The organism is Actinomadura sp. KC345, from assembly GCF_004348515.1.
Classification (GTDB): domain Bacteria; phylum Actinomycetota; class Actinomycetes; order Streptosporangiales; family Streptosporangiaceae; genus Spirillospora.
Window position 1 is genome coordinate 1 of the sequence record NZ_SMKH01000233.1, and the last position, 13,036, is coordinate 13,036.

Genomic DNA, 13,036 nt, shown 5'->3' on the forward strand with positions numbered 1-13,036 from the left:
GCTCAGGACCGGGCGGGCTCCGGCGGGGCGCGGCGCGGGGGCGACGACCGGGAGGTCACGCGGCGTCCGAGGCGCTGGGCCGGACGCTCGACGTACCGGTGCGCCAGCGCCGCGGAGACGAGCACCCCGGCGACCAGCACCACCCCCCAGCCCAGCCGGACGACCCCGGGAAGGTGGCCCGGATCGCGTCCGGCGGCGTGCCAGATCCCCTGGATGACCAGCGGGTGCAGCAGGTAGAGCGAGTAGCTGATCAGACCGGACCACACGAGGAACCGGGGCATCCGGCGGCGGCGCAGCGCCAGCGCCCCGAGGAACGTCAGCCACGCGGCGCCCACGGCGATGGACCAGTCCGCGCCCAGCGGGTCCGGGTTGGCGTGCAGCGCCCACGTGGTCGGGGTGCGCAGGCCCGCCGCCAGCGTGCAGACGGGGACGACCGCGATCATCGCGATGGCGGGCCAGGTCCGCAGGCGCCCCTCGTGGACGCCCCGGACGGCGGTGCCGGCGAACATTGTGGCGATGATGCACAGGCTCTCGATCGCGCCGATGCGGCTGTTGAGGACGAGCAGGGTCAGCGCCAGCGTCGCCACGACCGCGACCCCGGCCCGGCGCGCCCCGCGCCGCCCGCTGACCATCGCGGCCGCCCCGCCGGCCAGCAGCAGCACGGTGGCGAGGATCGTCCCGTCCGGCCACCGGGAGACCAGCAGGCCGGACGGCAGCGCCACGCCCAGGATGGCCGCGCCGACGCCGAACCCCAGGGCCACCCGGCCGCTGGCACGGTGGACGCCGGCGACGAACATCGCCGTCACCAGCAGGTAGAAGACCATCTCGTAGGTGAGCGTCCAGAAGACGTTGACGACGTTCGGCACGCCGAGCAGGTCCTGGAGCATGGTGAGGTGCGCGACGGCGGACGCCCAGGGGCGGTCGGCGAGCCCGCCCGGCAGCCCGTAGGACGCCCCGGCCGCGCCGAGCACCAGTGCGAGCGCCACGGCCGCGAACCAGGCCGGGTACAGCCGGAAGAACCGCCCGGCCCAGAACCGCCGGACGCTTCCCCGCCGCTCCAGCGAGAACGGCACGACGTAGCCGCTGACGATGAAGAACACGAACACCCCGTACCGGCCGAAGTCGAACCAGGGACTCGCCGTCCGGCGGACCTCGGGGAGCAGCACGTCCAGGGAGTGCTCGAACACCACCACCAGGGCGGCGAGGCCGCGCAGGGCGTCGAGCCAGCCCATCCGGGGCGCCTGCCGCTCCGTGCGGGAGCCGATCTGTCCTTGTCGCGGAGTGGTGAGGGTGTTCGCCGCCATCCGCGCCACCATAGGTGCGGGCGACGGCCGTCTCTGACGGGCGGACCCGAACCGTCCTGACGCGACACACGCGCGGCGGGACGGGTGCGCAAGGCCGCAGAACCGGAGAGAGCAGGGCTCCCGCCAGGACGGCGGCGGTGGCGGAAGGGAGTCGCGGCATCGCTCGCTGTGAGCAACTCCACACCCGCCGGCGCCCGGTTCAGCAGCGGGCGCGGCGCTCGGCGCGGGCCCGGCCGAGTTCCTCCAGCACGAGGGCGGAGCCGATGCCGACGAGCCAGGAGTCCTTGGCGAGCCCGATGCCCTGTTCGGTGGGACGCAGCCCGCCCGGCTCCCGCATGCCGGGGATCCGCAGGTAAAGGCCGGTCAGCCCGCCCGCGAACGCGGTGAGCGCCGCGCCGGCGAGGGCCGAGGGGACCACCGGCGCGATGAGGGCGGCGCCGAGCGCGACCTCGACGGTGCCGAGCCTGCGGATGAAGTCGCGCGGTTCCTGCTTGTCGAGGAACGGGTAGGCGGTCTTCGCCATGCCGTGGGTCGGCTCGGCCGCCTCTTCGGCGCCTTTGAGCTTCGTCAGTCCGGAGTTCAGCACGAAAGCGCCGACGATCACCCTGACGGGCATCTGGTGAGCGCGAGCGAGAATACGCATTGTTCCCCATCAACGATCGAGAGTGAGCGGCCGCACGGATCATTCCCGACGTGCGTCCGCTACACCTGATGGCTCCGTCAATTCTCGCCATGCGCCCGCGCCTACCACGCCGGGAGCAGAGACGGGGAGCGGCGCTGCGCCGCCGGGAGCAGGCCCGGTGCCTCCGGCGGCCCGACGACGGCCCCGGTACCGCCGCTGGACGATCTGGCTGTCGTCGCAGAAGTCAGGAGCGTTGAGATGTCGGTCACCCAGTCACAGCAGACCGCCGGGCCGCGGGCGCGGTCCGGTCTCCCCGCCGCCGACCGGCAGTGGTGGCGGCCGAGGCGGTCCACCCGCAAGCTGCTCACGGTCGTGCACGTGGCCTCGTCGGTCGCACTGCTGGGGGAGGTGTGGGTCCTGGTGGTGCTCAACCTCACCGCGACGCTGACCTCGGACGGAGCGCTCGCGCACGCCGCCTACCGGCTCATGGGCGTGCTGGTGTTCGGCGGCGGCATCCCGCTCAGCATGATCTCGCTGGCCAGCGGAATCGCGCTCGGGCTCGGCAGCCGGTGGGGCATCGCCCGCCACTACTGGGTGTTCGCCAAGCTGCTGCTGCTGATCGGGGTGATCCTCGCGGGGATGCTGCTGTTCACCCCCGAGGCCATGGCGGACGCCACCGCCGGCGGGGCGAGCCCGTCCGGGGGGCGGCAGTGGACGCAGGTCGCGGTCGTCTCCGCCCAGGCGGCCATGCTCCTGACCGCCACGGCGCTGTCGGTGTACAAGCCGCGCCGCCGCATGGGCCGCTCCGGCTCATGAACGGCCCGGTCCCCGGGCGGCCCGACTCACCTGCGCATGTAGACGCGGACGGTGGTGCCGTCCGGGCCCGTGTGGACGCGGACGAGGTCGGCCAGATGGTTCACCATGAGGATCCCCCGGCCGCCGTTGGGAGCCATGTCGGAGGGGCGGCGGCCGGCGAGCGGGTCGGTGATCGTCCCGGCGTCACGGATCTCGCAGAGGACGTGGCCGTCCTCCGCCCACAGCCGCACGGTGCCCGACCCGCCGCCGTGCAGGCAGGAGTTGGCCGCCAGCTCGTTCACGGCGAGCTCCAGGTCGTCCACCGCGTCGGGCCCGAGGCCGAGGCGCGCCGCGTGCCGGCAGGCGAACTCGCGGACGAGCGGCAGCGCGTCGAGGTCGAAGCTCATCGCGACCGCGCCGGCCGGCTCCGGCAGCGGTCGGTTGTAGGCGCGCACGATCCGGTCGGGCGCGTACTCGGCGCTCGCCCGCTCGCCGTGGCCGTCGATCACGACCGGGTGGGTGGCGCGGGCGTCGGCGATGGCGGCGGGCGGCAGACCCGCCACGTCGTACGGGCACAGGATCGACACGCCGCGTCCCTCGAACGCGAGGTTGATCAGCGCCTCGTGCTGGGCGCAGGCCGGGTACTCGGCGGCCGACCGGCCCGGCCAGATGGGCTCGCCGATGATCCGCACGCGGCCGCCGGTGTGCCGGTCGGCGAACTCGCGCAGGACGCCGGGGATGATCCGGCCCGGGTTGCGCCCCGCCTCGGACATGTCCAGCCACGTCACCTCGTCCGCTGCCCGGCCGAGCGCCGTGCGCAGCGTGCGGAGGCGGGCGCCCGGCACCGCCACGGCCACCGGTTCGCCGGACTCGCGGCCGGTGCGGATGAACGGCACGGTGCCGGCGAGGTACTCCTCATCGCCCCGGTAGAAGAGCGCGGGGTGGACGAACGTGTCGCGCGGTGGCGCGCCCGGCCCCCCGGGCCTGAGGCTCATCGCGCGGTCACTCCGTTCGGGACGAGGTCGAATGCACGTGCATCGGGTCGAGCGTACGCCGCGGGCGACGCTCGCGCGAGAGCAACCTGCACGCGTATCCCCCGAGGTCGAACGACATTTCCCGCCACTACCACGATTACCCGCTGATGACCGCCGAAAACCGGGTCAAGACCGTAAAATCACCCCGGCTTGCCGTCGAATCGCCTCCGCGCGCCGTCGAATCGCTTCCGCCGTGATCACGGGTCCCGCAGGATCGCGGCGTCGACCACATCGGTCAGCAGACCGCGCCTGCGGTAGGCGCGGCGCTGCCGCTCGGCGCCGGTCCCGCCCGTCAGGAGGCGGCGGACGCCGCGGGCGGCGGCGCCGAGGTCCCCGCTCTCGCGCAGCGCGGGCAGCACGTGCGCCAGCAGGTCGCCCGCCAGCTCCCGGAAACCGGCGGGCCGGCCCGTGCGCACGTCCACGCCGGTCCCGTTCAGGCCGTCCCGCGCGGCCAGCCAGTACGCCGCGCGCAGCATCTCCTGGGAGGGGTCGGGGGCCCGTTCTCCCGCGTCCACCGCCGCGGACGAGACCCGCACCAGCGCCCGGACCAGCGCGGCGAACGCGGCCGCGTCGCCGGCGGTCGGGGCGACGTCGGCGAGCCGGATCTCGACGGTGGGCAGGCGCGCCGACGGCCGCACGTCCCAGAAGATCGTGCCGGTGTCCAGCAGGGCGCCGCAGTCCAGCAGGGACCCCACGAGGTCGTCGTAGTGCGCCGACGACTCGAAGAACGGCGGCGGGCCCGCCACCGGCCACCGCGCCCACGCCATCGCCCGCCAGCAGGAGTGGCCGGTGTCGCGCCCGGCCCAGTACGGCGAGTTCGCCGTCAGGGCCAGCAGCGTCGGCAGCCAGGGGCGCAGGTGGTTGCCGACCTGGATCGCGCGCTCCCGGTCGGGCATCTCGACGTGGACGTGGCACGAGCAGATGCTCTGCTCGTCGTCCAGGCCCCGGTACATCGCGAGGCCCTCGGCGTAGCGGAGGCCGCCGCTGATCGGGGCGGGGGTCACCTCGCCCAGCACGGGCGTCCCGGTCGCGGCGAGGCGGAAGCCCTCGGCCGCGGCGGCCGCCGCCATCGCCGACCGCATCGACCGGACCTGCTCGTCGAGTTTGTCCAGGTCGTCGCACGGCGGCGTCTTGGCCTCGGTGAGGAAGCCGACGAGTTCGGTGGAGGCGCGCTCGCCCAGCGCGGCGGTCGCGCGCCGCACGACGGCGGCGCCCCGGGGGACGACCTCCCGGGAGACGGGATCGACGACGAAGTACTCTTCCTCGATTCCGAAACGCAGGGCGTTCCCACCACCTCGGGCTCGGGGGCGACGCAACGGCCACTCTTCTCGACCGTACGTGGTCGCCGTCCCGTTCGTCACCCGCCGGAGGGTCAGGGGCCGGTATCGAAGAAGTACAGCGAAAGCGCGACGAGGTGGGTGAGCACGACCACGCCGAGGCTGACGAAGAACAGCATCTTGGCGGGGGCGTGCGGGAAGACCCTTCCCGGCTTGAGCGGCCCGCGCTCACGCTGCCGTGCGGCGATCCGCTCCTCGATGGGAGGACGGCCGAACAACGCTACTGCTGGGGCTCGTCGATGACGACGTCGGCCATGATGTCGACGGCCAGCGCCACGATGCCGCCGAGCACGGTCACCGCCGCCCCGATCCCGAAGACGATCCAGTCGGGGCCCATGACGATGCCGGCGCCGCCGATGGTGAACCCGATGAAGATGATGCTCACGGCGACCCAGGACTTGGGGCGTCCGGCGTGGTGGCCAGTCGACATGCGTTCGTCTTCCTCACAGGCTCGGTCGGGGATACGACGCCGAACTCTAGCAATGCCCCTAGCCAGAGGCCCCTTCGGGGTACGCCGTGGCCGCTGCGGGGCGGACGCCCGCGGGAGGCGTCAGACGAACGCGCCGTGCCCGGTCGCCGCGCGCCCGACGATCAGCGTGTTGATCTCCCTGGTGCCCTCGTAGGAGTAGAGCGCCTCGGCGTCGGCGACGAACCGCCCGATGTCGTAGTCGAGCACGATCCCGTTGCCGGCCATCAGCTCGCGCGCCCAGCCGACCACCTCCCGCATGCGGGTGGTGCAGTGCGCCTTGGCGAGCGCCGAGTGCTCGTCGCGGTAGCGGCCCCCGTCCTGGAGCTGGGCGAGCCGGACCACCATGCCGAGCGCCGCCGTGGTGTTGCCGAGCATCTTGACCAGCAGGTCCTGGACGAGCTGGAACCGGGCGATCGGGCGCCCGAACTGCTCGCGCTCCACCGCGTAGTCGCGGGCGATCTCATAGGCGGCGAGCATGACCCCGACGGCCTGCCAGGCGACGCCGCTGCGCGTCCGGCGCAGGATCGCCGCCGTGTCCTTGAAGCCGTTCGCCCCCGCGAGCCGGTCCGCTTCGGGGACGCGGCAGTCCTCCAGGACGATGTCGGCGTTCTGCACGGTCCGCAGGGCGATCTTGTTCTCGATGCGGGTGGCCGTGAACCCCGGCGTGTCCTTGCCGACGACGAACCCCTTCACCTGGTCGTCCGCCACGTCCCTGGCCCACACGATGGTGTGGTCGGCGAACGTGGCGTTGCCGATCCAGCGCTTTGCGCCGTTCAGCACCCACTCGTCGCCGTCGCGGCGCGCCGTGGTGCGCAACCCGAGCGCCACGTCCGACCCGCCCTCGGGCTCGGTGAGCGCGAACGCGCCGATCGTCTCCATCCGCCCCATCGCGGGCAGCCACCGCTCGCGCTGCTCCTTCGAGCCGCACCGCCCGATGCTGCCCATCGCGAGCCCGCTGTGGACGCCGAAGAACGTGGACATGGACGGGTCGACCCGGGCCATGTCCATCGCCAAGAACCCGGTCAGCAGGCTGCTCGGCTTCTCGCCCGGGCACTCGTCGTGGGGCAGCCCCGCGATGCCGAGCTCCCCGAACCCGGGGATCAGGTCGAACGGGAACTCCGCCCGCGCCCAGCAGTCGTTCGCGATCGGCGCGACCTTCGACTCGAGGAAGGCGCGCACCCGCCCGACGATCTCCTGTTCCCGATCATCGAGCAGTTCCTGCATGTGGTAGAGGTCACCGGGGAGGGAATCCAAGGTCATGAGCCCTCCCTTCCCGGACACCGCACCGTTAACCTGCGCACCGGCGCGGCTCCGGGCGGAGGCTCGGATCCCGGACGGCGGGACCCCGGTTCCGAGGGGTATTCGGTCGCTCGCCTACGATCCAGGCATGACGGTGCCGCCTGAGGAACTCGAACTGGCCGCCGCCTTCCCCCCGGCCGAGCGCGACCGGTGGCGGGAGATGGTGAAGGGGGTGCTGCGCAAGTCCGGCGCGGCGACGGAGGACACCCCCCTCGACGAGATCGAGGGTCTGCTGACCCGCGAATCCTGCGACGGGGTGCCGATCGCCGCCCTCTACACGCGCGACGACGCCCCGCCCGGCCGCCCCGGCCTGGCTCCGTACGTCCGCGAGGTCCGGCCGGACGGCGAGGGCGTCGCCGGGTGGGACGTCCGGCAGCGGCACGCGCACCCCGACCCGGCCGTCACCCGGGAGGCCGTCCTCGCCGACCTGGAGAACGGAGCCACCTCCGTATGGCTGGGGCTCGGCGACGGCGGGCTGCCCGTGACCGGGCTCTCCGAGGCGCTGCGCGGCGTCCTGCTCGATCTCGCGCCGGTCGCGCTGGACGCGGGGGCGCGGACGGCCCAGGCCGCGGAGGCGTTCCTCTCCCTGGTCACCGAGCGCGGGAACGCGGCGGACGCGTCCGGCTCCCTCGGCGCCGACCCGCTCGGGCTCGCGGCGCGCACCGGTGCGCCCGGCTCCCTGGACGAGGCCGCCGCACTGGCCGTCCGCTGCGTCCGCGAGGTCCCGAAGGTGCGCGCCGTCGTCGCCGACGGGACCCCGTACCACGACGCGGGCGGCGGTGACGCCGAGGAGCTCGGGGCGGCCGTCGCGGCCGGCGTCGCCTACCTGCGCGCCCTGACCGGCGCCGGGCTGAGCGTGGACGAGGCGTTCGGGCAGATCGAGTTCCGGCTCGCCGTGAACGCCGACCAGTTCTCCTCGATCGCCAAGCTCCGCGCGCTGCGCCGCCTCTGGGCGCGGGTCGCCGAGGTCAGCGGGGCGGCCGAGGGAACGGCCGCGCGCGTCCATGCGGTGACCTCGTCGGCGATGATGACGCGCCGGGACCCGTGGGTGAACATGCTCCGCACCACGATCGCGGCGTTCGCCGCGGGGACCGGCGGCGCCGACGCGGTCACGGTCCAGCCGTTCGACGCCCGCCTCGGGCTTCCGGACGACTTCGCCCGCCGCATCGCCCGCAACACCCAGACGCTCCTGCTGGAGGAGTCGAGCCTGGCCCGCGTCGTCGACCCGGCCGGCGGGTCCTGGTACGCCGAGAGCCTCACCGAAGGGGTCGCCCAGGCGGCCTGGGCCCGGTTCACCGAGATCGAGAGGGCCGGGGGCCTCGCCGCCGCCCTCGAATCGGGCATCGTCGCCGAGCGGATCGCCGCGACCTGGGCGCGGCGCCGCGAGGACATCGCCCGGCGCAAGGCGCCGCTCACCGGCGTCAGCGAGTTCCCCAACCTCGCCGAGACCCTGCCCGAGCGGGAGCCGGCGCCGGAAGGGCGGGGCCGGGGCGAACCGCGCGGCGGCCTTCCCGTCGTCACGTACGCGCAGGACTTCGAGGCGCTCCGCGACCGCTCCGACGCCCACGCGGAGGCGACGGGCGCGCGTCCCCGGGTGTTCCTCGCGACGCTCGGGCCCATCGCCGTCCACACGGCCCGCGCCTCGTTCGCCGCCAACCTGTTCCAGGCGGGCGGGATCGAGACGGTCGCCGGCGCGCCCGAGGAGTTCGGGACCTCCGGCACGACCGTCGCCTGCATCTGCTCCAGCGACACGGTGTACGGCGAGCAGGCCGCGGAGGCGGCGCGGATGCTGCGCGAAACGGGTGCGGTGAAGGTCTGGCTCGCGGGTAAGGGAACCTACGAGGGGGTCGACACCGGCGTGTACGCGGGATGCGACGCGATCGGGGTGCTGGAGACCACCCTCCACGATCTGGGAGTGAACGAATGATCCCCGACTTCAGCGAGATCGAGCTCGGGACGGCGCCCCCCGCCGAGGAGGCCGCCAAGCGGTGGCGCGCCGCGGCGGCCGAGGCCACCGGGGCCGACCCCGACGCCCAGACCTGGGACACCCCCGAGGGCATCGGCGTCCGCCCCCTCTACACCGCCGACGACCTGGCCGGGCTCGACTTCCTCGACACCTATCCCGGGATCGCGCCGTATCTGCGCGGCCCGTACCCCGCGATGTACGCGACGCAGCCGTGGACGATCCGGCAGTACGCCGGCTTCTCCACCGCCGAGGAGTCCAACGCCTTCTACCGGCGCAACCTCGCGGCCGGGCAGAAGGGCCTGTCGGTCGCGTTCGACCTCGCGACCCACCGCGGCTACGACTCCGACCACCCGCGCGTCTCCGGGGACGTCGGCATGGCCGGTGTGGCGATCGACTCCATCTACGACATGCGGCAACTCTTCGACGGCATCCCGCTGGACAGGATGAGCGTGTCGATGACCATGAACGGCGCGGTGCTCCCCGTCCTCGCGCTCTACATCGCCGCCGCGCAGGAGCAGGGGGTGGAGCCGGAGGCCCTGGCCGGGACCATCCAGAACGACATCCTCAAGGAGTTCATGGTCCGCAACACCTACATCTACCCGCCGCAGCCGTCGATGCGGATCATCTCCGACATCTTCGCGTTCACCTCGCGGCGGATGCCGAAATACAACTCCATCTCGATCTCCGGCTACCACATCCAGGAGGCCGGGGCCACGGCCGACCTGGAGCTGGCCTACACCCTCGCCGACGGCGTCGAGTACATCCGCGCGGGGCGCGAGGCCGGCCTGGACATCGACGCGTTCGCGCCCCGCCTGTCGTTCTTCTGGGCGATCGGCATGAACTTCTTCATGGAGGTCGCCAAGCTGCGCGCCGCCCGCCTGCTCTGGGCGCGGCTGGTGAAGGAGTTCGGCCCGCGGAACCCCAAGTCGCTGTCGCTGCGCACGCACTCGCAGACCTCCGGCTGGTCCCTGACCGCCCAGGACGTCTACAACAACGTCGCCCGCACCTGCATCGAGGCCATGGCCGCCACGCAGGGCCACACCCAGTCGCTGCACACCAACGCGCTGGACGAGGCGCTCGCGCTCCCGACCGACTTCTCGGCCCGCATCGCCCGCAACACCCAGCTGCTCCTCCAGCAGGAGTCCGGGACGACCCGCACCATCGACCCGTGGGGCGGCAGCGCCTACGTCGAGCGGCTCACCCACGACCTGGCCCTCCGCGCGTGGGACCACATCACCGAGGTCGAGCAGGCCGGCGGCATGGCCAAGGCGATCGACGAGGGGCTGCCCAAGCTGCGCATCGAGGAGGCCGCCGCCCGCACCCAGGCGCGCATCGACTCCGGCAGGCAGCCCGTCATCGGCGTCAACAAGTACCGCCCGGACAGCGAGCTGGAGGTCGAGGTCCTCAAGGTCGACAACGCCTCCGTCCGCGCCCAGCAGCTCGACAAGCTGCGCCGGCTGCGCGAGGAGCGCGACGAGACCGCGGCGGCGTCGGCGCTGGAGGCGCTGACCCGCGCGGCCGGGGCGGCCGAGAACGGCACCCGCCCCCCCGGCCTGGAGCACAACCTCCTCGCGCTCGCCATCGAGGCCGCCCGCGCCAAGGCGACCGTCGGCGAGATCTCGGACGCACTGGAGAAGGCGTACGGGCGCCATGCCGCCCAGGTCCGTACGATCTCCGGTGTGTACCGGGAGGAGGCCGGGCGGGTGACCGTCATCGAGAAGGCGCGTGCGGCCACGGCCGCGTTCGAGGAGGCCGAGGGGCGCCGCCCCCGCATCCTCGTCGCCAAGATGGGTCAGGACGGCCACGACCGCGGCCAGAAGGTCATCGCGACCGGGTTCGCCGACCTCGGCTTCGACGTCGACGTCGGCCCGCTGTTCCAGACCCCGGCCGAGGTCGCCCTGCAGGCCGTCGAGGCCGACGTGCACATCGTCGGCGTCAACTCCCTCGCCGCGGGCCACCTCACGCTGGTGCCCGCGCTGCGCGAGGAGCTGTCCGCGCTCGGCCGCGGCGACATCATGATCGTCGTCGGCGGGGTCATCCCGCCGGGGGACTTCGACGAGCTGCGCGCCGCCGGCGCGTCGGCGATCTTCCCGCCGGGTACCGTCCTCGCGGACGCGGCGCTCGGCCTGCTGGAGGAGCTGACCGCCGCGCTGGGCCACGGGGACACGTGAAGCCCGGCCTCGACGAGTACGCCGCCGGCGTCCGGGACGGGTCGCGGGCGTGGATCGCCCGGGCGATCACCCTCGTGGAGTCGGCCCGTCCCGATCACCGGGAGCTGGCGCAGAAGCTCCTGGTCGAGCTGACCCCGCACGCCGGGAACGCCCGCCGTGTCGGGATCACCGGCGTGCCGGGCGTCGGCAAGTCCACGTTCATCGACGCGCTCGGCACCCGCCTCACGGAGGAGGGGCACAAGGTCGCGGTCCTCGCCGTGGACCCGTCCTCGACCCGCACGGGCGGCAGCATCCTCGGCGACAAGACCCGCATGCAGCGCCTCGCCGCCGACCCGAAGGCGTTCATCCGGCCCTCGCCCACCGCCGGGACGCTCGGCGGCGTCGCCAAGGCCACCCGCGAGGCGATGGTCGTCATGGAGGCCGCCGGGTACGGCGTCGTCCTCGTCGAGACGGTGGGTGTCGGCCAGTCCGAGACCGCCGTGGCCGAGATGGTCGACTCGTTCCTGTTCCTCACCCTCGCCCGCACCGGCGACCAGCTCCAGGGCATCAAGAAGGGCGTCCTCGAACTGGCCGACGTCATCGCGGTCAACAAGGCCGACGGCGAGCACCGGATGGCGGCCAAGCGCGCCGCCCGGGAGCTGTCGGGGGCGCTGCGGCTGCTGCGCAGCGACGAGCGGCTCCGCGACACCCCCGTCCTGACCTGCAGCGCCAAGGACGGCACCGGCCTGGACGAGGTGTGGGACGAGCTGGTCGGGCACCAGGAGCGGCTGCGCGAGTCCGGCGAGCTGGAGACCCGGCGCCGGCGGCAGCAGGTCGGCTGGACGTGGGCGATGGTCCGCGAGCGCCTGCTCGCCGACCTGGACGCGCACCCGGAGGTCCGGAGGCTCGCGCCGGGGCTGGAGCACGAGGTCGCCGGCGGCGCGCTCACCCCCGCCCTCGCCGCCGAGCGCATCCTGGAGGCGTTCTCGCGCGGCCGCTGACCCCCGCTCCCGCCGACCGTGGACCCGGGTTGCCGAGGGTCCCGGCGGCGCCGCGCGACGATCAGGTACAACAGTCGGATGGACGTCATCGAGCTCGACGATCCGACGGACGCGCAGATCCGGGGCTGGCACGACGTGCTCGCCGCCGTGCACGCCGCCGACCCGGCGGCCGAGCCCGCGCCCGACCCCGAGCAGACGGCCCGGGGGCTGCTCGGCGTCGAGACCGGGTCCCGGCGGCGGCTGTGGGCCGCGGCCGAGCCCGGTCGGCCGGACCGGTTCGCCGCGGTCGCCGCGCTCCGGCTGCCCGGCGATCCGGGGACGGGCCGTCCCGGCGAGATCGACATCCAGGTCCGTCCCGGGCACCGGCGCCGCGGCCTCGGCGGCCGCCTGCTCACCGCGGCCGCCGGAGAGCTGCGCGCCGACGGCCGGACCAGCGTGATCGCGCAGGTGCTCGCGGGGACGCCCGCCGTCCCGTTCCTGGAGTCGCACGGCTTCGAGTGCGTCCTGACCCTGCGCGGCATGCTGCTCCGCCTGGACGACGTCCCGGCCGGGCGCGTGGCCCGCCTCCTGGCCGAGGCCCCCGAGGGGTACCGCCTCTTCCGCTGGGAGGGGGCCGTCCCGGGCGAGCACGCCGACGCGCTCGCCCGCGCGAAGCGCGCGATGGCGGATCCCGCCGAGTACGAGGGGGCGCTGTGGGACGCCTGCCGCGTGCGCGAGATGGCCGAGGCCGTCGCCGAGCGCGGCGACGACCTCTACACCGTCGCCGCCCTGTCCGGCGGCGACATCGCCGGGTTCACCGAGGTCGTCGTCCCGTACGGCTGTGGCGGCCGCGCCGCCCAGTACGACACCGCCGTCGTCCCCGAGCACCGCGGCAGGCGCCTCGGCATCTGGGTGAAGGCGGCCATGCTCGACTGGCTGGCCGAGGCGCGGCCCGGCGTCCGCGAGATCGAGACCGAGAACGCGGGCGACAACGCCCACATGCTCGCCGTGAACGAGGAACTCGGCTTCCGCCCGGAACGCGAGTCGATGGAATACCAGGCCGCGGTCACCGCGCTGCCC

Annotated in this window: 12 protein-coding genes; 5 read left to right on the forward strand and 7 right to left on the reverse strand. The window is 73.9% G+C overall.

Annotation, left to right across the window (positions count from 1 at the left end; all coding sequences use genetic code 11):
- Nucleotides 1–2: 2 nt before the first annotated feature.
- Nucleotides 3–1,304 carry an acyltransferase gene (locus tag E1281_RS29420; RefSeq protein ID WP_165959164.1) on the reverse strand — a complete coding sequence of 434 codons (1,302 nt, stop codon included), beginning with the start codon at nucleotides 1,302–1,304 and terminating at the stop codon, nucleotides 3–5.
- Between the two features lie 199 nt (nucleotides 1,305–1,503).
- Nucleotides 1,504–1,947: a hypothetical protein gene (locus tag E1281_RS29425; protein ID WP_131882974.1), complete on the reverse strand. Its 444-nt coding sequence runs from the start codon at nucleotides 1,945–1,947 to the stop codon at nucleotides 1,504–1,506.
- Between the two features lie 237 nt (nucleotides 1,948–2,184).
- On the opposite strand from E1281_RS29425, the gene E1281_RS29430 reads away from it, so the two are divergent.
- Nucleotides 2,185–2,742, forward strand: coding sequence for a hypothetical protein (locus E1281_RS29430; RefSeq protein WP_131882975.1), 558 nt, complete (start codon nucleotides 2,185–2,187; stop codon nucleotides 2,740–2,742).
- 26 nt (nucleotides 2,743–2,768) lie between these two features.
- Here the strand turns inward: E1281_RS29430 and E1281_RS29435 are convergent, their stop codons facing one another.
- The 5 genes from E1281_RS29435 to E1281_RS29455 all read right to left on the reverse strand — a co-directional run bounded on the left by E1281_RS29435 (nucleotide 2,769) and on the right by E1281_RS29455 (nucleotide 6,821).
- A complete protein-coding gene (locus E1281_RS29435) occupies nucleotides 2,769–3,716 on the reverse strand; it encodes a sensor histidine kinase (protein WP_131882976.1) in 948 nt (315 codons plus the stop codon).
- Nucleotides 3,717–3,952: 236 nt separating this feature from the next.
- Nucleotides 3,953–5,071: a glutamate--cysteine ligase gene (locus E1281_RS29440; RefSeq protein ID WP_131882977.1), complete on the reverse strand. Its 1,119-nt coding sequence runs from the start codon at nucleotides 5,069–5,071 to the stop codon at nucleotides 3,953–3,955.
- 56 nt (nucleotides 5,072–5,127) lie between these two features.
- Nucleotides 5,128–5,310 (reverse strand): hypothetical protein, encoded by a 183-nt coding sequence (locus tag E1281_RS29445; protein WP_131882978.1) that lies wholly within the window; start codon nucleotides 5,308–5,310, stop codon nucleotides 5,128–5,130.
- A 2-nt stretch (nucleotides 5,311–5,312) separates the two neighbouring features.
- On the reverse strand, nucleotides 5,313–5,522 hold the full coding sequence (locus E1281_RS29450) for an HGxxPAAW family protein (protein ID WP_131882979.1): 210 nt from the start codon (nucleotides 5,520–5,522) through the stop codon (nucleotides 5,313–5,315).
- A 120-nt stretch (nucleotides 5,523–5,642) separates the two neighbouring features.
- A complete protein-coding gene (locus E1281_RS29455; RefSeq protein WP_131882980.1) occupies nucleotides 5,643–6,821 on the reverse strand; it encodes an acyl-CoA dehydrogenase family protein in 1,179 nt (392 codons plus the stop codon).
- 127 nt (nucleotides 6,822–6,948) lie between these two features.
- Between E1281_RS29455 and E1281_RS29460 the strand changes: the two genes are divergently transcribed.
- From E1281_RS29460 to E1281_RS29475, 4 genes are all read left to right on the forward strand, one after another.
- On the forward strand, nucleotides 6,949–8,787 hold the full coding sequence (locus tag E1281_RS29460) for a methylmalonyl-CoA mutase subunit beta (RefSeq protein WP_131882981.1): 1,839 nt from the start codon (nucleotides 6,949–6,951) through the stop codon (nucleotides 8,785–8,787).
- Nucleotides 8,784–10,997, forward strand: coding sequence for a methylmalonyl-CoA mutase (gene scpA, locus E1281_RS29465; RefSeq protein ID WP_131882982.1), 2,214 nt, complete (start codon nucleotides 8,784–8,786; stop codon nucleotides 10,995–10,997). The genes E1281_RS29460 and scpA overlap by 4 nt, the downstream gene beginning before the upstream one ends.
- Nucleotides 10,994–11,977 carry a methylmalonyl Co-A mutase-associated GTPase MeaB gene (gene meaB / locus E1281_RS29470; protein WP_131882983.1) on the forward strand — a complete coding sequence of 328 codons (984 nt, stop codon included), beginning with the start codon at nucleotides 10,994–10,996 and terminating at the stop codon, nucleotides 11,975–11,977. Before scpA ends, meaB begins: the two co-directional genes overlap by 4 nt.
- Before the next feature lie 78 nt (nucleotides 11,978–12,055).
- Nucleotides 12,056–13,036, forward strand: a 981-nt coding sequence (locus tag E1281_RS29475; protein ID WP_131882984.1) for a GNAT family N-acetyltransferase, incomplete at its 3' end; no start/stop codon positions are given.